Source organism: Bifidobacterium goeldii (assembly GCF_003951095.1).
GTDB lineage: Bacteria > Actinomycetota > Actinomycetes > Actinomycetales > Bifidobacteriaceae > Bifidobacterium > Bifidobacterium goeldii.
The window spans coordinates 89,639-112,035 of the sequence record NZ_QXGL01000003.1 but is presented as its reverse complement, the minus strand read 5'-3'; the positions used below and the strand labels follow the sequence as shown (position 1 = coordinate 112,035).

Below are 22,397 nucleotides of genomic sequence, written 5' to 3'. Positions count from 1 at the left end.
GTTACTTGTTTGAGGCGTGCCGTTCACACTGGTGTTCATGAACGCTGTGCATACCATGTGGACGACACGCCGTTGTTGTGGATAACCCGGTAGCCTTCGACCACATTGTCTGTTCAGCTTGCCGTCAAGCGTTCATGTATGCGTTGATGGGAGCATGAACGCTTTTCTCACATCATCACCTTTTGGCAGCACGGTCTCACCGTTTGCATACACGCAATGCCCCTGCAATGCCGCAGCAAGCACTGCTCGCAATCTTGTTGGTATCACAAGCCGTTCAGCACTTGTTGCACAAGATCAAGCTGGTACAACGCTCAACCACGCAAAGCAGATTAATTGGGAGGGTAAAGCGGCAACGCAGTTCCGTCAACGTGCTGACGCGTGTGCTCGTCGTATGAGTACCATGGCAGAGCAAATCCAGTTCACTATGCGCCTTGCTGGGGCTGGAGGCTGACATGAACTGGCAGGTTACTTCATCGATATATGGCGGTCAATCCTATTCGACAGCGCAACGCGAAGCATATGAAACCGTTGCCAATGCTTTATTGGAGCAGGCGCAAGCATTCAGTGCGTTGAGTGCATCATGGCAGACGACTGCGTTGCAGTTAAACCGGCATCGCGTGAGCGCAACGATGTGCTCTGCCTCATATGGTTCTGGCACTGGTTCCAATATGAGTTCCGGTATCGCCAGCGCGAATAATGCCAATGCCGTGCAGCATGACAGTTTGCCGTACAGTCAACTTATTGAGCAATGCAATGAGCATGCACAGCAGTGCACACGTGTTAGTGAAGAATTCGCTACCATGGCTCACTCGTTAATTCGTGCGCATTCCTTGTACGCAGAAGCTGAACTGGCGGCACTGCGCAATGTAAACGCGATTACGAGCAAAGCAGCAACCATTGCGCCCAGCCATGTGGCAGTCTTGGGAGGATACCTGGCTGTAGACGGCTATACGACCAAGTCTAAGCAGGAAGGCGCTTCCAACTTCATTCATGCTTCTGACACAGTGTCGTGGGCTCATGAAGGGTTTGTATCTGGATTAGCTTCACACCTGTTATTACTCATGCGCATACCACGGTACGGTTCTGCTCCAGTGAACGCGGTTGCATCGATAACAGCTATGCTCTCTGCACCGTTTAAGAATCTCACTCAAGGCAATACGCTGTGTATCCGCGAAGTGCAAGCACAAACTGACGTGGTTCGTTCGTCTCATTCGGTGGCATCTGGTATGGAAAATCTTCGTCGTCTTGCAGAAGAGCGGCTCGGCACGATTGAGTTACATAGCGGTTTGAGTTACGCCACTATCGCAGTTCAACGGTACCGCCGCGCGGATGGTACCGATGGCTGGCTGGTATTGGTTCCCGGTACGGATGGTCAAGAGGATTCGCCGTTCGGATGGGAGCAGAATGTGGAATTGATGAGTGACAAATCCTGGCAGCGTAAACGTGCGGACAGTTTGCGTTTAGTCAATATGGCTATGAGCAAAGCTGGCATAGGCAAAGATGATGAAGTGGCCATTATTGGCCATTCACAAGGCGGTATCGTCGCGGCAGCAGCCGCCGCAGATTTACAGGATCGATATAACATCACGCATGTAGTCACCGCTGGCTCGCCGATTGCGAACCATCCAATACCTGAACAAACATGGGTTACCAGTATTGAAATTGAAGATGAGGTTGTCGCCTCTCTTGACGGTGCAACAAACCCGGCAACACCTCAATGGCTCACCATTCGAGGACAGGTAAGTGCAGCGCCTGGCACTACCGCTACAAGTACTGAGGATGATGGGGCATACATACCAGAAGCTGGTATACCCCAGTCTGAGCTGACTGGCGCGTTGGTCGCCAATGCTCCCAAGCAGAAGGAGATTACTCACTGGCTGAAATACCATCAGGCAGCATACGCGCATGCTTCCGATCAAGGTTCGTATGCGGTTACACAGCATGAACAGCATTTTCAGGAGATTATCGATGGTGAGCTTCTTGAAACGCACTATTACGAGGGTCGTATGCTGCAGAGCACTCCCCCTGAAGCATTGCAATGGCTTGCACAGCCCAAGGTAGGGATTCTTTAATGAGCGTGCGCGTCAGGATGAGTTGTCACAGGCTGTATAGAGATCACTAGTTGGTTTTCGCTAGTGCTGTGATCATGGTTGAGTTCAGCACTCAAGGTGAGATGCATTGCTCCGGCTAAAGATTGTGCAACAGCAAGCCCTAATCCGGATCCGCTTTTGCCTCGTGAATCATCCGCTTGGTAGAACCGGTCGAATAGACGGCTTGGATCAATGTCAGCGGTAGCTTCACGACTGATTGGATTAGCAATGGTGATTGTATGATCATGTTGCCGTATCGTGGGTGCACCGCTACCGTGGCGCAATGCATTGGTAACGAGATTGTCGATAATGCGTCGCAAAGCGGTTTGATCAGCTTGAAGCACGAACCGTTCATTGTCGAAGCTGATAGTTGGCTCCCAGCCTCGTTCTTCAAACTCAGGATAATGACCGACGAGCACTTCTGCTATCAATGGCTGCACCGCAACCGGTTCAAGCTTCAGCGTATGGTCAGGATCGTTGGCTCGAGCATACGCAAACAACTGATCGAGTAAGCCGCGCATGTCATCCAAACGCTGTAATGCCGCCGTCAGATGACGTTCATCATCAGCAGACACCTCCCCTGCCATCGCCAATTGGATATGCCCTTGCGCGCCCATTAGCGGCGTGCGTACATCGTGTGCGAGCGATGACAGGTCACGCTGGAACTCCTGCGTTTGCGTCATCGCCGCAATCCGTTCAGCTTGTATCTCATCGAGCTGATGATTGATTGCTTGCGCAAGTTCACGGCTCGCATTCCCCGGCAGTCTCACATCCAACCGCGCATTACTGTCGGATGGTCTCTGACGCAAAAATTGAGCCATCCGTCGTATATCACGCCCGTATATTGCCGCTCCGATCACGATTCCCATAATCAGAGCGGCAATCGACCCTACAATCATCATGTCAATGATTGTCAGCACACGTCGCGACGGCGGTTAACCAGCAGGGTTGCGCCAGCAGAGACGATAATCCAGCCAGTGAAGCAGATCAGAATATGCGCCCATACTGGCAGACCATTGGCTGTAGCCAGCAGGCCAGCACTGTCAGCGTAGAGTTTCACATTGTTCGAAGGCAACCATTGCACGAGTTGCTCCACCCACGGCATATACGAGGCGATCATCGCTAATACGATATTCAGCAACGATCCCATAATGCCTGCACCAACTAGTACCGCAGACGCAATACCGAACGCTTTACTACGCGTAATCATTGTCAACGCGACAACGATGAGCACGAACGTAATCACACCCAGTATTTTGAGCGCACAGAATCCTATATAAGAACCAATGGTTTCCGTGTGACGGAATCGCACCCCCAACACAACACAAGCCAGTTCTAGTGAGGCAATCGATACCACTATGTTCCATGCAGTAAGCAGCGCCGACAATATCAAACGGCTCGCAACATAGCCTATCTGGCTGCGACGCCCGGCAAGCAGGTTCTTTACAAAGCCAGCATCCCAATCATCCATCACCACCAGTACGGCGATCAGTGCGATCAACATGGCTAGCAGTGAACTTCCACCCAATCCAGAACTGGACAGCATTGCAGTATGCGAATCCATAAGACGTCGAGAAGGTGTCAAGCCAGCAGCAGCATTGGCGGTAACCGTCACACCGCTCGTATCGGTTTGTGTAGCACCGCTGGCAGCGCTTAACAATATCAGCGCAGTGAGCAGGCCGGCGGTCAGCAGAATGGACAATACTGTAACAACCCAGAATTTGCGGCCGTGGATAAGCCGGTACAGGTCAGAACGCAGTAGGTTAATCATCGTAGGTCTCCTTGTGCGCGAGCACCATCCATGAGGGCAACGAAATAGTCTTCCATGTCGCGCGATTTTGTGGATAGTTCAAGAACGGTCTGGTTCGCGTCATGCAACACGCGCGAGACTTCAGCCGCATCGAAACCACCGGCAATGGTGATTGAACCGTCAGGCTCGGCGGCGAAACGCACCGGGTTGGCAGGATTGTTTGCCAGCTGGTCTTCAAGAATCGCGAGCGCGGTCGCGGTGTCAGCGGTGCGCACGGTGAGACTGTCACCGCATTCGGACTGTACTTGTTCGGCAGTCATTTCGCGCACCATGTGGCCGTTTGCGATCACGCCATAGTGGGTGCACATGCGCTCTAACTGGTCGAGCACGTGCGAGCTGATGACGATGGTGATGCCGCGTTGTTGGTTGAGTTGTACGAGTAATCCACGCATGGCCCGTGCGCCTTCCGGGTCGAGACCGTTGAGTGGCTCGTCGAGCAGCAGCAGGTCTGGCCCGCCGACGAGTGCGAGCGCTAGTCCGAGACGCTGTTTCATACCAAGCGAGAAGCCGCCGGTTTTCTTGCGTCCAGTATTGCCGAGTCCAACGTGATCGAGCAGATTGCGGCAAACCGTTTTCGGGTCAGCTACACCAAGTGCGATTGCTTGCGCCATCATTGTGTCGAAGGCGCTCATGTGTGGCAGGAGACCCGGGTTTTCGATGAGTGCGCCGACACGTTGCACGCCGCTGCCAGTGTGACCGGTATCGTCACTGTTTGCACGCCCGAACACGTTGATTTCGCCACTGCTAGGAATGACTAGTCCTGCGATCATTTTCATTACCGTGGACTTGCCGGCACCATTGTTGCCAACAAAGCCATAGATTGAGCCTTGTGGCACACTCATGGCAAAGTCGTTGACTACGCGTTTGCCCGCGTAGATTTTCGACAATGCGCGCGTACGAATCGCGTCCATAGCCGTTCCTTTCTGGTATGTCCCGTTGTTGATGGCTATCACTGTACGGAACGGTTCTTGCGCAATCGTCGTGCAAGTCGCACGGAAATCTCACGAAAGTCTTGCGAAAGTGTGACGGCCGGCAATGTGGCAGCCGCGCGGCGCCCGGAACCGTCACTCGCTGCGCGCGATGGCGACGGCCGCGCGCACGCAGTGATGATTAGGCCGTTCGAACCATCACTCGCTGCGCGCCCATGTGACGATTGCGCGCATATAGTGATGGTTTGCGCATACCACGCGCCACACACTCATACGTTGAGTTTGAAGCCTAGTCCCCAAACGGTTCGAATGTACGAGTCAGTGCCGGAGGGTTTGAGCTTGGCGCGGATTTTGCTCACGTGTGCGGTGACGGTGTTGTCGTCGACCATGTATGGCTCATTCCAACACAGTTCGTATACCTGCTGTTTGGTGAAGACTGTATTGGGGTGCGTCATGAGCAGTTCGAGAATGTTGAATTCCGTATTAGTGAGTGCTATTGGCCGGCCGTCGATGGCGAACGTGCGAGCAGCAGGATTGAGTTCCCATCGGCCGGCGGTAATTGACTCTGATACTGGTGCAGCTGAGTCAGTGGCTGCGCTGTTGTGAGCGTAGCCGCGACCGCGTAGTTGAGCTTGTACGCGTACGACCAGTTCTGCGAGATCAAACGGCTTGACGAGATAATCGTCAGCGCCAAGCTGCAATACTGCGACACGGTCGGCGACGGTGTCGCGCGCGGAAACGACGATAATCGGCACGCCAGCACCGCGTTCACGGAGCATGGCAATCAGCTGTTCGCCGGTTAATCCAGGCAGCATAAGATCGCTCACAATACAGTCGAATCCGCAATCTGCACCATGATCATCTGCACCATGATCAGTTGATGCTGGCGTTGCACGATCTAATATCAGTCGCGCTTCAGAACCGGAGTATGCGCAGGTGCAGTCAAATCCAGCACGCTCCAACTGCGTGCAGACTACTTCGTTAATGTCTGCATCGTCTTCGATTACCAGTATTCGTGCTTCACTCACAATCATTCAGCATACGACACTGCCAGGTTTACGGCTGGAAGTACCCTAGAGCTCATGAAGCTTACTGATATTTCCCCTGCAATCGCATTGACCCCGCTTGACGGCCGCTATCACAACGCGACCGCCCCGCTCGTCGAATACTTGAGCGAACCGGCCTTGAACCGCGAGCGCATGCGCGTCGAGGTCGAATGGATGATCCTTCTGGCTAATGGTTTCGAAGGCAATGGCTACCAGCCGATCGTTGACGGCGTCAAGCCGTTCACCGACGCTGAGAAGGCGTTCCTGCGCGCAATCCCTGAGGATTTCGGCGCTGAGGGCATCAAGCAGCACGCCGCGCACGAGGCCGTCACCCACCACGACGTGAAGGCCGTGGAGTATTACATCGACGATCAGATCGACAAGGCTCCGGCTGAGCTCACCAATATCAACGATGCGTTGAAGACCCTCGTGCACTTCGCCTGCACGTCTGAGGATATTAACAACTTGTCGATCGCTCGTTGCGTGAAGAACGCAATGGAGAACGTGTGGACCCCGGCATTCAAGGAGATTATCGATCATCTCGCCGCGAAGGCCGACGAATACCGTGACATGCCGTTGCTGTCTCTCACGCACGGTCAGCCGGCCACGCCGACCACGCTCGGCAAGGAGCTCGCGGTGTATGTCTACCGCCTGAACCGCCAGTTGAAGCACATCGAAACCCAGGAGTATCTGGGCAAGATCAACGGTGCTACCGGCACATTCGGCGCGCACTTGGCTGCCTGCCCGAACGTCGACTGGATCGCTGTGTCCCGCGAGTTTGTCACGAACCGCATGGGACTGACCTGGAACCCGCTGACCACGCAGATCGAAAGCCACGATTGGCAGGCTGAGCTGTACAGCACTGTTTCCCACGCGAACCGCATCATGCACAACCTGTGCGTGGACGTGTGGATGTACATTTCGCGCGGTGTGTTCGCGCAGGTGCCGGTCAAGGGTGCGACCGGCTCGTCCACCATGCCGCACAAGGTCAACCCGATCCGCTTCGAGAACGCTGAGGCGAACTTCGAGATCTCCTGCTCGCTGCTCGACACCCTGTCGGCCACGCTCGTGGAATCCCGTTGGCAGCGCGATCTGACCGATTCGACCACGCAGCGCAACATTGGCTCGGCGCTCGGCTACTCGCAGCTGGCCCTGTACAACCTGATGGGTGGTCTCAAGTCCATTCACCCGAACCAGCATGTGATTTCACGCGAGCTGGATGAGAACTGGGAGGTGCTCGGCGAGCCGATCCAGACGGCGATGCGCGCTTGCGAGCTCAAGGGCCTGCCCGGCATGGACAAGCCGTATGAGAAGGTCAAGGAGCTCATGCGCGGCCACGAGATCAATAAGGAACAGGTCGAGCAGTTCATCGACCAGCAGTCCTTCGACCCCGAAACCGCAGCACGACTCAAGGCGCTTACCCCAGCCACGTACACGGGTGTGGCGAGCAAGCTGGTCGATTTCGACCGCTGAACGATCCGGTACCCTTACGCATAGCTGACGCACTGGCGTCGCTTCACGTAACGCTGGCCGATACACTGAAATGGACGCTATCGGCCAGCATGTCAACGACACATCGCGAAGGGGTCTAATGACTGATCGGAAGCAACCGACTGTTTCCGCCGATGAGCATGACGCCTCGTCGGCGGAAACGCGTTTTACGAACGAAATACACGATGAGGCAGCGCACAGTGCTGCAATCAGCGAGACTCATCATGCCAGTAGCGATGCGCTCTACACTGCCAGCGCACCGCGTATCGACGATATTCCACCGAAACGCATTCACGACTTTGGCGACCTGTTGCGCGCCGGCGCTTCTGTGGTCATTGCAGCTCTCGCCATGCTATCGGCCGCGTATTTGCATGGCATCACCACTGGCGTTGAATCAGATGCACACACTGCCGGTCAAGCGCTCAACTGGATGGTTGACCTGCCAGTATCCATGCTGCAACAGCTCGCCATCGTCGCTATTGTTGCCATGGTGGTCGCACAATTGTTGATCAGCCACGAAAGGTTGCAATCAGCAGTATCAGTTATCGCCATGTTTGCTGGTTTTGCAGCAGCCGCGCTCCTTGGCACTGCCGTATCATCACTCGACAACGCGTCACTTCTCTCTGCGCTCAGTTCGCCGAACAATCCCATCGGTTCAGGATTACTCCCCGGCTTTTACGCGGGAGCTGGAGCACTGCTAACCGCCGCTGGCCCCCGGCGCACTCGTTCCACGGTCAAATGGGGTTGGAATATCCTGTACACGGTGGGCGCGCTGCTCGTCTTACTGTCAGTCAATTCAGTCGCGGGCGTACTCGTATCTTTTGCCACTGGTCGACTAGCTGGCATGCTCCTGCGGTTCGCAATCGGTACGAAAAATCAAGGCGCGTGGGGTGAAGAACTCGTTCAAGCGCTTGCTGGCATTGGCGTGCGCGTGGTCACGCTCACTCGTCGTATGGATGATGATCCACGGCATAGTACGCTCAAAACCACGTTAGATGATGATCTGGTTGAAGGCTCACGTCTGTACGATGTTGAGGATGATCGCGGTCGTCATTTTATTGTTTCCGCGCTTGACAGTCAGGTGCGCGCCGCAGGCTATCTCAAACAGCTCTGGCAGTGGATTCGCTTCACTGGTGTTTCGATGCGCCGCGACCGCTCCCCTCGTGAAGCTACCCAGCATCATATGGCGATGATATTGGGTTTGAAAAACGCTGGATTGCCTACGCCTACGGTGTACGGGGTTGCGGATACTGGTGAGACTTCGATTCTGGTATTGCAAGGCATTGATGTGATGCATGAGTGCAATCCCAATACGCTGTCTGACGAGGATATGGTTGAGCTGATGCGCTTCCTATCGGTTGCGAACCGACGCGGGTATACGCATCGTCGTATTACGCCGGATACATTAGCGCGGCTCGAACTTGGTACGCCAATTATTGCCGGGTGGCAAAACGGTGATGATGCGAGCAGTCCTGCGAATATTGCGCTCGATCAAGTGCAGCTACTCACGCTACTGGCCGTGCTCACGAATACTGATCGTGCTGTTGCTGCCGGGCGCGCAGTGTGGGGTAATGATACGCTCATTGCTCTCGCACCGTTTGTACAAAAGGCTGCTATTCCGACTGGTACTCGTGCGCTTGAACGGTGGGATAAGCACACGTTGGATGAGCTGCGCGCCGCATTGCGCGCACTGGCGCCACAGGATGTTGCCGAATCTATGGAACCAGTGACTCTGTCACGCTTTAGTTTACGTTCGTTCATTGGTACTGCGCTGCTGGTTGTCGCTCTTGCTGTAGTGTTCACGCAGCTTAAACCTGATGAGGTTATTGCTGCGGTGAAGAACGCGAATCCGCGTATGGCGATTATTTGCCTCGTGTTCGAGCTGCTTGCCATCATCGGTTCCTCCGTGGAATTGGGCGCGTTTATTGACCGTGATCGACGTCGCCCGCTTGGTATTTTCATGTCGCAGGTGGCGCAAGGTTTTGCTGTAGTGTCGATGCCTGCTGGCGTTGGCCCGGCGGTTATCAATCTGCAGTTCCTACGCAAAAGTGGGTATCGCAATACGTCAGCAACTGCGATTATGAGCGCGGTAATGGCTGTGTATTATGGCGGCACTGTGCTCATGCTGCTGCTGATCGGCCTGTTTACTGGTTCGGATGCGATTAGTGGCATGATTCCGACGAATACGCTGATTGTTGTGGTGGGCGTTGTGCTGATGACGCTTGCTCTTGCCATGATGATTCCGCCAGTGCGCCATTATGCTGCAGAGCGTCTGTTGCCGTTGGTGAAAGCGTATGCGCGTCAGCTGATTGATGTGCTGACGAATCCAAAGCAGTTGACGTTCAGTGTTCTTGGCATGCTATTGCTGAACGCGGCTACTGGATTGGAATTCTGGGCGGCCCTGCTCGCGTTCGGGCAGATGACCAATCCGTTGGAGACGATGTTCATCTTCCTGCTCGCTAACGCTATTGGCTCAGCAGTACCTACCCCTGGTGGTCTTGGTGGTGTTGAAGCAGCGTTAACCTTCTCATTTGGTGCTGCTGGCGTGCCCGCAGGTGTTGCACTGTCTGCAACGCTGCTCTATCGCGCACTGTTCTACTGGCTGCGTATTCCGCTGGGTGCGCTCGCGATGCGTTGGCTCGATCGGCGCAATATGATCTAACGATCAATACCCCCTTAAAGGGCAAATTCACGTGAAAACCCTTGAAAAATGCGGAATTTGGCCCTAGCGTGCGCTATTATTCACTATGAACGTGTGGATACCCCGACACAGTAGGGGCATCCCCTGACTCAAGAAGGATGCTTTATGGCATACAACAAGTCTGATCTCGTCTCGAAGATCGCCCAGAAGTCCAACCTGACCAAGGCTCAGGCCGAGGCGGCTGTCAACGCTTTCCAGGACGTGTTCGTCGAGGCTATGCAGTCCGGCGAAGGCCTGAAGCTGACCGGCCTGTTCTCCGCCGCTCGCGTGAAGCGTGCCGCTCGCACCGGCCGCAACCCGCGCACTGGTGAGACCATCGAGATCCCGGCAACTTATGGCGTGCGTATCTCCGCCGGCTCCCTGCTCAAGAAGGCCGTGACCAAGTAAGTTCTCGGTACCGCCACAGCAGACGGCAAAGCCCCGACCATGGAGGTCGGGGCTTTTTCTGTAGATGAGCACGAGCTCGCGCTAGGCGAGCTAACACCGCATAGCAATGCTCTTATTGCAACGCTTGCAACAACCGGTCGTAGTCCGCATTAGGCGTGGCATTGAACGGATCAAGAATCACCGCTTCGCGATGTTGTGGAACGGTAAGCGTCAAACGCGTCCAATCGCAAGAGAACTGTGCGCCAGCGTCAAGCGCAGCTTGTACAAAATGACCGCGCAATACGGCACGCGTGTTGGATGGCGGCTCGTGCAAAGCTTGGGTTGCCGCTTCATCATCTACTAGTTGCAGTATCGCATTGCGGCGCAGGAGCGAATCGTACAACGTACCGTTCGCAATATCGTGATAGTCCATGTCCAGCTGTTCTAGGCGCGCATGCGAGAGCTCGCCTTTGCGAGCGCGCAACGCGTTGAACAAGCGCCATTTGGCAATCCAGTCGACGCGGTCAGCAAGATCGGTGACGTGGCCTGCTTCCAATACATCCAGCACGCGACGCCATTCGCTTAACGCCTGTTCGACGCCGTGATCCCACGGCGAATCAGCATGGTGCGATGGCATTGCTGCGAGCATTGCATCACGATGATCATGGAAGAAGCGTTCCACCAGCGTGAAATATCCACGTTGAATGTCTAGCGCGCTCATCGTGGCAGCAGCATTGCCAGTATCGGCAAGCTGTAGTTGCGTATGCTGGCAAGTCAGGTCACGGCTCACCGCGCGATTCGCTTCACCGGGATCCGCTAAATTGAACGCTTCAAAGCCTGAAGGCACGCCCAAGCGTGCTGCTTCTTCGATAACACATAACACGAGGTGCGTTACAGCAAGCTTCATCCACGTGGCCCATTGTGAACGATTTGAATCGCCAATAATCACGTGTAGTCGCCGGAATTCTTCCGGATCCGCGTGCGGTTCGTCTCGCGTGTTGACCATTGGGCGTGAGCGTGTAGTGGCTGAAGAAACCGCTTCGTCGAGATAGTCTGCTCGCTGCGTGATTTCAAACCCGGATTCAGTTACTCGCCCAGCACCCGTGTACAGCTGACGCGTAATGAGAAATGGCAGTAATTCATGCTCGACTTGTTCGAGGGAAACAAAGCGGCGTACCAGATAGTTTTCATGGCATCCGAACGAATGCCCGGCTGAGTCCGCGTTGTTTTTAAAAACATGTACGCGCAGTGCGTCACCATAGCCAGCGGTACGTAACTGCTCTTGTGCTTGGTGAGCGAGCCGAATCATGATTCGTTCGCCAGCAAGATCTTGAGCAAGCGCATCTAAAGGTGAGCGCGCTTCAGCAGTCGCGTATTCAGGGTGGGAGCCCACATCAAGGTAGAGGCGTGACCCGTTGGTCAAGTAGGTGTTCGTGGAGCGAGCGCGTGAGACGATCGGGCGAAACATGGTCATTGCTACTTGACCGGCGTCTACTGGTTTCTTGGCTCCGGTTACCGATACGCCATATTCGGTTTCAACACCGAAAATGCGCGCGAATCCTTCAAATTGAGCGGATTGCTGAATGCTTGAACCGGGGCCGCTATTGCCGCTGTCGCGCAGCTGCGGCATCACTCGCCGCCCTTCTGCACGAAGCTGGACACATATTCTTCCGCGTTGGTTTCCAACGTTGATTCAATGTCGTCGAGCACTGCGTCAAGCACATCATCGTCAACATTCGCAGCAGTCGTAGTGTGCACGGCTGTTTCTTCCGTCTGCTCTTGCTGCGTGTGCTGCGTTGAACTGGATTGTGCAAATTCCTGAGGCATCGCTCCCCCTATTCATCATCCATGTTGCCGTAACAACAATGTTCCGACACTGTGAGTCGAGTCGCCGTCACAGCGTCGGAACAGTTCATGGTATCTACGCTCATGTTTGAGCGCTGACTTACACCAAGTATGGGCGAAGTTCGTCGATGATCAGACCATTGGAGGCCACTACGTCGTTTTCACGGCGCCAGTGAATCATGCTGCCATCCCATTGACGGAGTTTGCCCTGTGCCTCCCACACTACAATGGCGCCGGCCGATACGGCGGGCACATCCCATTTGTGTAGATGCGGTTCGAAGTACGCGTCATACGTGCCATCTGCAACCTTGCACAAGTCAAGGGAGGCTGGGCCGACTCGTTTAATATCTGCTGGCTTGCCTGCAATGCTTGACACTACGTTGAGTGCGCGCTTCGATTCTTCAGGGAAATACGACATGCCAAAGCACACGACCGAGCCTTGCAGTGTTTTCGCCATAGACGGCATGATTTTTTCACGCTTAGTACCCAATGGTGTGCGGCGTTCACGGATTGCGCCCTGACCGCGCGCAGCCAAATAGGTCAAGCCTAATGCTGGAGCATGCACTACGCCCAGAATCGGCTGTGCAGAGCCCTCATTGTTGACTTCGAACAGGGACACAGTCACTGTCCATTCAGGCATATTGCGCACGAAGTTGATGACACCGTCAACGCTTCCCACACACCAGTAGCGGGTTCCTGGAGCTGGATTATCGGGGCGATTCTCCCAAAATCCGTCAAAGGAACCAAGGTGCGTTAAACGGTTCTTAATGAATCGCACAAGGCGATCGTCTACATCAGAGGTGAACTGGCTTTCACCGTGCACATAGTTGGTGCTCAAATCGTGCGGATTGGTTTGATCAGTGAGCGCATGCTTGCCCGCATCCTGTGTGACGCGTGCCACGTCAAGTGCTAGTTGCTTCATATCCATGGGTTGTACTCGCTTCATCCAAGGCCAGCCGTCGATCGTTTCCATGTATGCGACCGGCGGCATCATAGCCGTCCATCATCATTGCGGCTCTTGGCCGCCGCCTTACAAGGCGATTAGTGTAGACGATTTTACCTGCCGCCAGTGATGATCTCGTGAACTTCGCGAAGCAAGCCTTCAGCATCATGTGTTTGTTCAACAGCACGCTGCGTGTGGGCGCGGTCAAACAGTAGTGGATCAGACATGTCAAGCGAGAACAAGTCAGATGCTCGCGTTACCGGCCGGCTCGCATTACCGTACTGTTCTTGCGGCATGGCGGCCAGCGCACTCGCTTGAGCATTATCATCACTGTTCGCACTGTCGGTTATGCCAAGCTGCTCGAGCGATGCTTGCGTGCGCACTGTGATATGCGACCATGATGCGGCAACAACCTGCCAGGGATACCGGTTGACGATGGCAGCGCGCAGCCAAGCGCGCGTAGTGTCAGGCGCAGTGTGAGCAGCCGTGCGCACGTCATCATCCGTATTTGTACGTTCAGTGCGCGAACGGACTTTTTCAAATACGGATTTCGTTGGATCTACAGCAGCCCAAGCCAGATCAACCGCAGCTAGACGAGGATCAGACCAGCTCATAGAGCGACGTCGACGCAAGCGTTCCAGCAACTGCCATTTCATCAACCATTCAAGACGTGATGCTTCCGATTGCAACGTGAGACGCGCATCATCATCAGCATGGCGAACAGTGGCAACATCAGCGAGCGCTTGACCCCACATTGCCATGATGGATGCGGTTGATTTGTCCGGCCATGCAGGCTCGCCGCGCGTATCCGTGCCATACGCGGCTGCTGCAACTTCATACACTGCTGCGCGGAGTTTTACTTGGATAATCCACGCGGTGGTCTCTCCCCCACCAAGTAATGGCAGCGGAGCCGACAGGGTAAGATCATGCGACACTGTGTGCATTGCTGCAACCGGGTCGGCAAGCGTGATCGTGTCAAGCAGCGGCTGCAGATCGTACCCGTCTTTGTTGGCGGTTTCGAGCAGCCATAGCAGCATGGAGGTGACGCCGAGTTTCAACACTTGTGGCACGTCCATGCGATTGCCGTCACCAACGATAACGTGTAAGCGCCGATATTGGCTGGTGCTATGGGATTCGTCGCGCGTGTTGATAATCGGCCGGTCGAATGTTGTTTGCAACCCGATAGTTGTGCCAATGTAATCAGCGCGCTGGCTGAGCTGATAGCCTGCTGTTTCGCTCCGCTCGCCAATGCCGACGCGCCCGGAACCGGTGTATATTTGCCGGGATACAAAATGCGGGATCATCAAGGCTACAACCGCGTCAAACGGTACGCTGCGAGCCATCATATAGTTCTCATGCGTGCCCCAACTCGCGCCTTTGCCATCAACATTGTTGCGATGCAGCACGATCGGCGTATCGCCACGCGCACTAGCCTGTTCGGCTGCTTGCTGCATGAGCAAATCTCCGGCATGGTCGTACCGTACGGCTTCAAATGGGTCAACGGTTTCAGGCGCAGAATATTCAGGATGCGCATGATCAACGTACATGCGCCCACCGTTCGGTGCAATAACGTTCGTAATATTCAATTGTGGTGCGTCAGTGAGCATGTCCGGCCGAGCGGCGGCGCGTTCTAGTCTCGTGCCGCGCGCATCATTCACTGGATCTTCCTGGCGATAATCCCAGCGAATATGACGACGATTATCATCAGCCGCAGCATCAATAACATCGAATGACAAACGCACTGGATTGCTGTGCGCGCCGTCAGCACGAGAAATAGCGTATTCCGTTTCCGTGCCCATTACGCGTTTGACGCTCATGCTGCTTGCTCCTTGCTTTCTTTGCGCGTTACCGGCCGAATGCGCGTAACACGACCGGCTTCCATGCCGTTAATTCGAGACCACTGTTGTGGATCAGCGTCTACGACTGAGTCACGCGTCTCTAAGAACTCATCTTCAACTGCTCGACCCAACAGTTCAGTGGTGATAGCTACCGCAGCACCATTGTCGATTGACGCTTTCACTGCCTTGGTTTTAGCGCGGTCGACGATGTTTTTCAGCATGGCGCCTGAGGCTACGTCAGCAAGAAATACTGCGGACCATTGGCCTTGATCATTGCACACGTCGCACAAGTGCCGTCTTGAAGAGCGCGTATACACGTCGCGTACCAGCACTTTCGACAGGTCACCAGCGTCAACGCCCTCTTCAAGAGGGAGATCATCAGTTAAATAATGCCGAATAACCGATGCAGCATGTGCAGCATCGGGACGATCTACGCGAATTTTTACGTCAAGGCGGCCAGGGCGCAATACTGCGGGGTCAATCATGTCAACACGGTTTGAGGCGCCAATAACCATCACGTTATCGAGACTTTCAACACCATCGAGTTCAGACAGGAACTGTGGCACAATCGTCGTTTCCATATCACTCGATACGCCGGAACCGCGCGTGCGCAGTAACGAATCCATCTCATCAATGAACACGATAACCGGTCGCCCATCAGCAGCACGCTCGCGCGCACGCTTAAAAATCTGCCGAATCAATCGTTCGGATTCGCCAACAAACTTGTTGAGCAGTTCCGGTCCCTTCACTGATAGGAACACGCCCGCCCCTTTGCCAAAGCCTTGCGAAAGCGCGTGCGCAACAGCTTTCGCAATCATGGTTTTACCGTTGCCTGGAGGGCCATAGAGCAGCACGCCCTTAGGCGCTTTCAGATCGTACCGCTCATACAGTGAGCGATGCAGGAATGGTAGCTGCACGGCGTCACGAATACGTTCGATCTGATCTTCAAGACCACCAATATCAGCAAACGTAACGTCTGGCACTTCTTCGAGTACCAAATCCGTATTATCCTCATCAGGCAGCATCTCTACCGCGAAACGGCCCGAAGCGTCAAGAATCACACGTTGGCCGGGCACACATGTCACGTGCGCCATTGCGCTCGCGCGGCGCACAACGCTTGGATTGCCACCACCGTCAACAATAATCAGACGCCCATCATCGAGCAGCTGGCGGATTGTGCGCACTGGGCCAAGAGTATCGGCACCACGCTGTTCAACAAGCACCATGTTTTCGTTGAGCAGCACCGTCGCGCCGGCAGCAAGACGCGCCGCATTCACTGTAGCTGCAACAGGGACGATAAGCCGCCGCGTTCCCATCATCACTTCAGCGCTCGCATGTTGCACGCCCTGATCGTCAATCATGGACGAATCGACGCGGATCATTGTGCCGAACGATTTCGGCGGCTGTGTCATCTGCGTTAACTGCGCTTTAGCTTTGGTCAGTTCCTTGCCTGCGCGCGACAATGCTTGTGCGAGCGCATGATTTTTTTCCATCAGGCGATCGTTCGCTGCCGCAAGCTCATCTAATGCACGATCGCGCGCTTCAATGGACTGTGCGCGTTCACTCGATTCGTGCACCGTTGCCTCAGTATTGTTCATACTCATGGCCGCATCGGTATCATTCACTGCGCGTCGCCTCCGTCTGCACGTTCTGCCTGTTCGCCCTGTTCTGCCTGTTCACGTCTGCGTGAGTTCACCTTACGCGCCCAACGTACCACTGCGACGGCGAGGACCACGATAAAGACGACAATCACCACATCCTCGAATACGCCGAGTGCGCCGAGAATCGAACACCATTGATCACCAAGCAGATAGCCTGCGCCAACCAAAATCGTGTTCCACACAGCTGAGCCGAGCAGCGTCCAGCCAGTGAACTGGGCAAAATTCATGCGGTTAAACCCAGCAGGAATGGATATCAGCGAGCGCACTACAGGAATCACACGGCCAATAAGCACTGACCACGTGCCGTATTGGGTGAACCAACGGTCTGCTTTATCAACATCTGTGCGACTTACGCCGGGAATATAATCAGTCGCACGGTGAATGCGATGCAAGCCAACCCAGCGTGAAATACCGTACAAGGCCCATGCGCCAAGTAGCGAGCCGATACTCGCCCAAATAATCGCTTCAACAAGATTCAGCTTACCTCGCGCGGCGGTAAAACCAGCCAACGGCAAAATAACTTCGCTGGGAATCGGCGGGAAAATTGATTCAAGCGCAATAGCGAGCGCCACGCCGAGGCCGCCAATCGTTTCCATAACATCCACCAGCCAGGTGGTAATAGCGCCAATCACGCCACTTTGCCCCGTATCGCACACAGGGGCCGCGCTTGCCAGAAGGGTTGTGGAAGTAATAAGGGAATGATGCATAGGGGCCATTGTCCCAACGATTTCCGACAATCAACAGTATGTCTGAAGAAACTTTGCAACCCTCTGACGTCTTCGCTGATGCTATGGCCCCCGTGCCGACGCTCTCGCGCCCTGGACTGCTGGTGATGGACGTGGATTCCACGCTTATTGACGAGGAAGTCATTGACGAGTTGGGCGAGGCGGCTGGCTGCGGCGAGCAGATTGCCGAAGTAACCGAGCGCGCGATGCGTGGCGAAATGGAATTCTGTGAAGCCTTGCGTGCGCGCGTAGCTTTGCTCAAGGGCTTGCCGGCGAGTGTTTTTGATGTGGTTCATGAGAAACTGCATTTCACAAATGGTGCTCTTGAACTTATTGATACGTTGCACGCGCATGGTTGGAAGGTTGGCGTTGTTTCTGGCGGCTTCCATGAAGTCGTCGATCGACTCGCTGCTGAATCGAACGTTGACTACTGGCTGGCAAATCGTTTGGGCGTGCAGGATGGCGTGCTTACTGGCGAAGTGCTCGGCGATATCGTGTGCAAGACCGTGAAATTGCATGCGCTGCAGGATTGGGCTCGACGCAATGATATCGATATTGCGCAAACGGTCGCCGTGGGCGATGGCGCGAATGATATTCCGATGATTCAAGCTGCCGGTTTGGGTATTGCTTTTTGTGCGAAGCCAAAAACACAGTTGGCTGCTGATCATGCGATTAATGAGCGCAATCTGCGTTTGGTGCTTGATTTACTGGATAGGTAACCATGCTGCTTTAAGAGCTGATCTGAGAGCAACAATGCAATAAGCGCTGTTCTTCATCGTTGGCTTGTGCATTCGATGAAGAACAGCGCTTATTGTTTGCGTTTCGTAGTACTTGCAGTACTCGCAATACTACGGTCGCTGTGTTTAACGGCAGTATGCGCCTTGAGCCAGGCGAGCGCCACGCGCCCAATCGGCTGCGCGCATTGCTTTCTTACCTTGCGCTTTGACTTCGAGCAGTTCGAGCGGCGTGCTCGCTGTACCAACCCATACGTTCTTTTTACCAGCCATAATCATGCCAGCAGCCAGCTCAGATGGCGTATTCGGATTATCCAAGTCAGCAGGTTGCGCGCGTAGCACATGCAACGTGATTGGCTCAACACCAGCTGCATCGTCAGCATGCAAGTGGCACCATGCGCCTGGATTCGGCGTGCACGCGCGAATCTGGCAATCGACTCGCTCAACCGGAGCCGCGAAATTGATATGCGCATCATCTACGCGGATTTTATCCGCTTTCGGATAGTCGCCTTCCTGTTGAGCGACTGCGGCAGCACGACCAGCGTCTACAGCTTGCATGGCGCGTACGAGCACTGATGAGCCACTGTCTGCAAGACGAGCGAGCAGATCGCCAGCGTTTTCATGCGCGTCGATTTCAGTTTCTCGCTGTGCAATGATCGGACCGGCATCCATACCGCGCGTAATACGAAACACGGTCACGCCAGTGGACTTGTCACCCGCCCAAATAGCACGCTGTGCGGGAGCTGCACCACGCCACTTCGGCAGCATGGAAAAATGCAGGTTGTACCAGCCGAGTGGCAGCGCATCAAGAACTGACTCTTTGAGAATCTTGCCATAGGCGACGACGGCAGCAGCTTGCGCACCCGTGGCAGCCAGTTCGCGAACGAAGAGATCATCTTCCGATGGGTCTGATTCAATAACCGGCAGATCAAGTTCGAGTGCCGCCTGCTTAACCGGGCTGGGGGTTAGCTTGCGACCGCGACCAGTGGGAGCATCAGGCCGAGTGAGCACCGCTACGATTTCACAATGTTCAGTGTCAGCCGCTAATGCACGCAACGATGGCACAGCCACATCCGGAGTTCCGGCGAACAGGATCTTCAGCAAATCATCTCTCCTTCACTGCAATACCTACTGAAATGCTGGAATACAAGCCAGCAAACGAATTCACGAACGAAAAACTCACTGTACGCGCTGCGTTCCCGGAATATGCACGCCCTGCGCGATGAGAATGTCACGCAGTTTGCGCGAATCAGAGAAGCGAATACCGCGAATACCAGCCTTATTAGCGCCAACAATATTCATTGCCTTGTCGTCAATGAATACGCTCGTCTCCGCCGCAATACCAAACTGGTTGAGCGCCGCTTGATAAATTTCCTTATGCGGTTTGCGCAAGCGTACAAAACCCGAAACCAACTTGCCATCAAGCTGACGCAGAATCGCGCAATTCTCCTCCGCGTAGTGGAACAGTTCCTTCTCCCAATTCGACAAGCCCCATACGCCAATACCAGCGGCTTTGAGATCATTGACGAGCACGCGCATACCGGGTACGACGCCAGTCAATGAATCTTCAAAGTTATCAATGTAATAACGCAACATATCAGCCCACTGGTCACCGTGAGTTTCACGCATCCATGCGATGCCCTCCTCGGGGGTAGCGCCACCATCCATGCGATCGTTCGCATCGTAGAAACCGGAAATATCATTGTCGAGAAAACGCTCAACAGTATCCTGCGTATAACGTGGTGACATTACCGCAGCAGGATCCCAGTAGATCAGCACGTTACCGAAGTCAAAGATCACGTCGGTGATCGGCTTGCCAGCTGCAGCAGCGGCCTCACCGTCTGCCATCAGCACGTCATGCTCCATTTCAGGCTCTCCAGGCCAACCCTTCATGATGCCTCCATCCATAGCGGATACAACTGCCGTATCCATCGTTTCATGGTATCGCGACGACTACGCCATCACATCAAATCCTTCGGATCAACTTGGAATCGCAATTCTCCTGATTGACGTGAAGCAACATGATGCGACACCGCTGCGCGCAGGCGTACTGCTAGCTCAGCACGATCAGCAAGCGGCACGCGCACGACTGCTTTCACACGATCAGCCGTGCTTTCTAATTCGCGAGCACTCACGGTAACTGGTTGCGCAATCGGAACCGGGCCCAGCATCGCTGGCATAGCAACACCATCAATACTCACTTCAGCCCAAGCGCCGTCAATCGCTCCAATAGCAGTTAACGCGTTCATGACTGCGTCACGCCTGCCCCATACGCATGCCACAGCAAACGTTGGCGGCATGCCGGTTTGCTCGCGCTCTTCCAATTCTTTCGCAGCTAACAGTGTCGGATCCCACACCATCAGTGAGCGAGCCAGCGCAGGGTCACTTTCACCAATCAGTAATCCTTGCCCACCACGAGTGCGAGGCGCGCATAATGACATTGCGCGCATCCATGCTGTTAACGCGTCTACTCGAGCGTCAATACCAGGCGAATACAAGCTCGTCCATGCGTCAAGAATCGCTACCGCACGATATTCGCCAGGATTCGCGCGCGCATCGAGCACGCTCGGCAATACGCGCGGCTCTGCACCCGGAGTCGCAACAACGATTTGCGGGCGACAATCAACTTCTTCAATTACCCCTCTAGGCTGATTGGGCGACGACAATACGATGGGCACGCCACGGAATAATCCGCTTAACTCATGCGCAGTACCCGTTGCACCAACCCGCACTACACGCATACGCTCACATGAGCATTCTGGGCATCGCCAGTTCACTGCTGCGGCAGCACACCAACGGCACCGCGGTACCGCATCGCCAACAAGCTGCAAGGGGCCAGTACATTTTGCGCATCGCGCTTGACGATGACACCGCGTACAGGCGAGCGCCTCCCCTACCCCGTCAGCTGGGATAGATAGCAATATGGGGCCGGTTTCCAATGCTTGAGACAGAATACGAACCGCTGTGTGCGGCACACGCGAGCCGATAGTAGGGTCGGCGAGTCGATTCAACTCTTCACGATTCAGCCAGCGTATCCATGGCATTGAATCGCGGCGCACGCTCGGCAATGGCGTTACTGGCTCACTGGGGCCGCTCACCGGCGTTGTGCGCGCATCGCGCCCAACCTCCCATTGGCTCAATGGGCTGCGAGCAAATGCCATAGCAACGAACACGCCTCCACGGCCGGCTGCACGCAAACGCATCACGCCGCGTGCTTGCGCGTATGGCATCATGCCATCAGCGTTCTGATAGGCTGCATCGTCAACAATAACGAACAGTGCGCGCCCCTCAACTGGCGCATACATTGCTGCACGTGTTCCAATAACGCATCTGATCTGCCCCGTGGCAGCAGCTACATACGCACGATATCGTTCAGCTGGAGCTAACGCGGCTCCCATAATCGCAAAATCACCGGCGAATCCGCCATGTTCCGCACCCGTATGCGCAAAACGCTGCAATCCGAGCGTTTCTAACGCGCGGGCAAGATCTTCGCATTGCCGCAACCCAGGTAATACGACTATTGCCGGCATACCTGAACGCATCGCATCTACGATCATCCACGCTATGTCAGCAGACCATGCTCGCGCGCCTGGTCGAGCGTCACATACGAACGCGGCAAACCCGCTGCCTTCGATTGCAGCGCGCAGTCGAGCAGCGCCGTCATAACATTCGCTGAACTGTTGAAATCCGCGTTCGAGCGTCTCATCATCGCGCTCGCTGAAACGAGATCGCCCGATCCAACGAGAAGTAGCTGCTAACTGCTGTTCTTTATCGACGCGCGCCACGCGAGGGGGCACTGCAAGGCGGAGAATATTCGCGCGCGTGCCACCATACGCGTCAGCAATGCGCGTAATATCTTCGCGCATTGACGCAGAAACCAGTACGTGCGGGGTAATGACGCGTTCAATGAACCGTAATGACGATGCTGGCGTATCGCTTGTTTCAACACGATTCCAGATGATGCCGTCAATCAGGCGACCGCCGAAACGCACGCGTACCATAACGCCTGGCTGTGCGGATTCGGATTGGTGCTCGTCAACGAGATAATCAAAGGTACGCCCTAAATGAGTGGCTTGTACGTCGAGCACGACTTGCGCAATTGGGCGCGCGTCGGCACGAATGCGTTCGGCGGGCGCGCGCCGGCGTCGTTTGCGCGGCGCGAGCCCGTCGAAGGTGGGCTGCAATGCGTCACTGGTCGTGGTCATACCTCACTTTTAC

At 55.0% G+C, this 22,397-nt stretch carries 18 protein-coding genes; 5 read left to right on the top strand and 13 right to left on the bottom strand.

All coding sequences use genetic code 11. From position 1 onward, the window contains the following. The first annotated feature begins 452 nt into the window (after positions 1 to 452). The gene (locus D2E25_RS05620; RefSeq protein WP_125980697.1) at positions 453 to 2,072 is read left to right on the top strand and encodes a PGAP1-like alpha/beta domain-containing protein; all 1,620 of its coding nucleotides are present in this window, start codon (positions 453 to 455) and stop codon (positions 2,070 to 2,072) included. Here the strand turns inward: D2E25_RS05620 and D2E25_RS05615 are convergent. The 4 genes from D2E25_RS05615 to D2E25_RS05600 all read right to left on the bottom strand — a co-directional run bounded on the left by D2E25_RS05615 (position 2,069) and on the right by D2E25_RS05600 (position 5,857). After that, positions 2,069 to 2,992, bottom strand: a complete 924-nt coding sequence (locus D2E25_RS05615) for a sensor histidine kinase (protein ID WP_125980695.1) — start codon at positions 2,990 to 2,992, stop codon at positions 2,069 to 2,071. The genes D2E25_RS05620 and D2E25_RS05615 overlap by 4 nt on opposite strands. 11 nt (positions 2,993 to 3,003) lie before the next feature. Continuing rightward, on the bottom strand, positions 3,004 to 3,861 hold the full coding sequence (locus tag D2E25_RS05610) for an ABC transporter permease subunit (RefSeq protein ID WP_125980693.1): 858 nt from the start codon (positions 3,859 to 3,861) through the stop codon (positions 3,004 to 3,006). Beyond that, positions 3,858 to 4,811: an ATP-binding cassette domain-containing protein gene (locus D2E25_RS05605; protein WP_125980691.1), complete on the bottom strand. Its 954-nt coding sequence runs from the start codon at positions 4,809 to 4,811 to the stop codon at positions 3,858 to 3,860. The genes D2E25_RS05610 and D2E25_RS05605 overlap by 4 nt, the downstream gene beginning before the upstream one ends. A gap of 287 nt (positions 4,812 to 5,098) precedes the next feature. Continuing rightward, the gene (locus D2E25_RS05600; protein ID WP_206430747.1) at positions 5,099 to 5,857 is read right to left on the bottom strand and encodes a response regulator transcription factor; all 759 of its coding nucleotides are present in this window, start codon (positions 5,855 to 5,857) and stop codon (positions 5,099 to 5,101) included. 54 nt (positions 5,858 to 5,911) lie between these two features. Between D2E25_RS05600 and purB the strand changes: the two genes are divergently transcribed. From purB to D2E25_RS05585, 3 genes are all read left to right on the top strand, one after another. Next, positions 5,912 to 7,348, top strand: a complete 1,437-nt coding sequence (gene purB / locus D2E25_RS05595; protein WP_125980689.1) for an adenylosuccinate lyase — start codon at positions 5,912 to 5,914, stop codon at positions 7,346 to 7,348. A gap of 118 nt (positions 7,349 to 7,466) precedes the next feature. Continuing rightward, complete coding sequence (locus D2E25_RS05590) at positions 7,467 to 10,028, top strand: lysylphosphatidylglycerol synthase transmembrane domain-containing protein (RefSeq protein WP_125980687.1); 2,562 nt, start codon at positions 7,467 to 7,469, stop codon at positions 10,026 to 10,028. A 144-nt stretch (positions 10,029 to 10,172) separates the two neighbouring features. Then, positions 10,173 to 10,454: an HU family DNA-binding protein gene (locus D2E25_RS05585; protein ID WP_125980685.1), complete on the top strand. Its 282-nt coding sequence runs from the start codon at positions 10,173 to 10,175 to the stop codon at positions 10,452 to 10,454. A 112-nt stretch (positions 10,455 to 10,566) separates the two neighbouring features. Here the strand turns inward: D2E25_RS05585 and pafA are convergent, their stop codons facing one another. From pafA to D2E25_RS05555, 6 genes are all read right to left on the bottom strand, one after another. Beyond that, positions 10,567 to 12,063 carry a Pup--protein ligase gene (pafA, locus tag D2E25_RS05580; RefSeq protein ID WP_125980683.1) on the bottom strand — a complete coding sequence of 499 codons (1,497 nt, stop codon included), beginning with the start codon at positions 12,061 to 12,063 and terminating at the stop codon, positions 10,567 to 10,569. Beyond that, a complete protein-coding gene (locus D2E25_RS05575; RefSeq protein ID WP_125980680.1) occupies positions 12,063 to 12,260 on the bottom strand; it encodes a ubiquitin-like protein Pup in 198 nt (65 codons plus the stop codon). The genes pafA and D2E25_RS05575 overlap by 1 nt, the downstream gene beginning before the upstream one ends. Positions 12,261 to 12,378: 118 nt before the next feature. After that, positions 12,379 to 13,206, bottom strand: a complete 828-nt coding sequence (locus tag D2E25_RS05570; protein WP_125980678.1) for an inositol monophosphatase family protein — start codon at positions 13,204 to 13,206, stop codon at positions 12,379 to 12,381. Positions 13,207 to 13,334: 128 nt separating this feature from the next. Further along, complete coding sequence (gene dop / locus D2E25_RS05565) at positions 13,335 to 15,038, bottom strand: depupylase/deamidase Dop (protein ID WP_125980676.1); 1,704 nt, start codon at positions 15,036 to 15,038, stop codon at positions 13,335 to 13,337. After that, positions 15,035 to 16,657, bottom strand: a complete 1,623-nt coding sequence (gene arc / locus D2E25_RS05560) for a proteasome ATPase (RefSeq protein WP_164514754.1) — start codon at positions 16,655 to 16,657, stop codon at positions 15,035 to 15,037. Before arc ends, dop begins: the two co-directional genes overlap by 4 nt. Positions 16,658 to 16,680: 23 nt before the next feature. After that, positions 16,681 to 17,427: a DedA family protein gene (locus tag D2E25_RS05555; RefSeq protein WP_125980671.1), complete on the bottom strand. Its 747-nt coding sequence runs from the start codon at positions 17,425 to 17,427 to the stop codon at positions 16,681 to 16,683. Positions 17,428 to 17,465: 38 nt separating this feature from the next. Between D2E25_RS05555 and serB the strand changes: the two genes are divergently transcribed. Further along, complete coding sequence (serB, locus tag D2E25_RS05550) at positions 17,466 to 18,164, top strand: phosphoserine phosphatase SerB (RefSeq protein WP_164514735.1); 699 nt, start codon at positions 17,466 to 17,468, stop codon at positions 18,162 to 18,164. A gap of 144 nt (positions 18,165 to 18,308) precedes the next feature. Here the strand turns inward: serB and fmt are convergent, their stop codons facing one another. From fmt to D2E25_RS05535, 3 genes are all read right to left on the bottom strand, one after another. Beyond that, positions 18,309 to 19,283: a methionyl-tRNA formyltransferase gene (fmt, locus tag D2E25_RS05545; protein ID WP_125980666.1), complete on the bottom strand. Its 975-nt coding sequence runs from the start codon at positions 19,281 to 19,283 to the stop codon at positions 18,309 to 18,311. Between the two features lie 75 nt (positions 19,284 to 19,358). Further along, positions 19,359 to 20,072: an HAD family hydrolase gene (locus D2E25_RS05540; protein ID WP_125981063.1), complete on the bottom strand. Its 714-nt coding sequence runs from the start codon at positions 20,070 to 20,072 to the stop codon at positions 19,359 to 19,361. A gap of 68 nt (positions 20,073 to 20,140) precedes the next feature. Next, a complete protein-coding gene (locus D2E25_RS05535) occupies positions 20,141 to 22,384 on the bottom strand; it encodes a primosomal protein N' (protein ID WP_125980664.1) in 2,244 nt (747 codons plus the stop codon). Between the last annotated feature and the right edge of the window lie 13 nt (positions 22,385 to 22,397).

Bases quoted from the DNA above. Each gene is read 5' to 3' on its own strand.
- D2E25_RS05605 (WP_125980691.1), bottom strand. From the start codon at position 4,811: ATGGACGCGATTCGTACGCGCGCATTGTCGAAAATCTACGCGGGCAAA.
- D2E25_RS05575 (WP_125980680.1), bottom strand. From the start codon at position 12,260: ATGCCTCAGGAATTTGCACAATCCAGTTCAACGCAGCACACGCAGCAA.
- dop (WP_125980676.1), bottom strand. From the start codon at position 15,038: ATGAGCGTCAAACGCGTAATGGGCACGGAAACGGAATACGCTATTTCT.
- purB (WP_125980689.1), top strand. From the start codon at position 5,912: ATGAAGCTTACTGATATTTCCCCTGCAATCGCATTGACCCCGCTTGAC.
- D2E25_RS05590 (WP_125980687.1), top strand. From the start codon at position 7,467: ATGACTGATCGGAAGCAACCGACTGTTTCCGCCGATGAGCATGACGCC.
- serB (WP_164514735.1), top strand. From the start codon at position 17,466: ATGTCTGAAGAAACTTTGCAACCCTCTGACGTCTTCGCTGATGCTATG.
- D2E25_RS05535 (WP_125980664.1), bottom strand. From the start codon at position 22,384: ATGACCACGACCAGTGACGCATTGCAGCCCACCTTCGACGGGCTCGCG.
- D2E25_RS05540 (WP_125981063.1), bottom strand. From the start codon at position 20,072: ATGAAGGGTTGGCCTGGAGAGCCTGAAATGGAGCATGACGTGCTGATG.
- D2E25_RS05570 (WP_125980678.1), bottom strand. From the start codon at position 13,206: ATGGATATGAAGCAACTAGCACTTGACGTGGCACGCGTCACACAGGAT.
- D2E25_RS05610 (WP_125980693.1), bottom strand. From the start codon at position 3,861: ATGATTAACCTACTGCGTTCTGACCTGTACCGGCTTATCCACGGCCGC.
- pafA (WP_125980683.1), bottom strand. From the start codon at position 12,063: ATGCCGCAGCTGCGCGACAGCGGCAATAGCGGCCCCGGTTCAAGCATT.
- D2E25_RS05585 (WP_125980685.1), top strand. From the start codon at position 10,173: ATGGCATACAACAAGTCTGATCTCGTCTCGAAGATCGCCCAGAAGTCC.
- D2E25_RS05615 (WP_125980695.1), bottom strand. From the start codon at position 2,992: ATGATGATTGTAGGGTCGATTGCCGCTCTGATTATGGGAATCGTGATC.
- arc (WP_164514754.1), bottom strand. From the start codon at position 16,657: ATGAACAATACTGAGGCAACGGTGCACGAATCGAGTGAACGCGCACAG.
- D2E25_RS05620 (WP_125980697.1), top strand. From the start codon at position 453: ATGAACTGGCAGGTTACTTCATCGATATATGGCGGTCAATCCTATTCG.
- D2E25_RS05555 (WP_125980671.1), bottom strand. From the start codon at position 17,427: ATGCATCATTCCCTTATTACTTCCACAACCCTTCTGGCAAGCGCGGCC.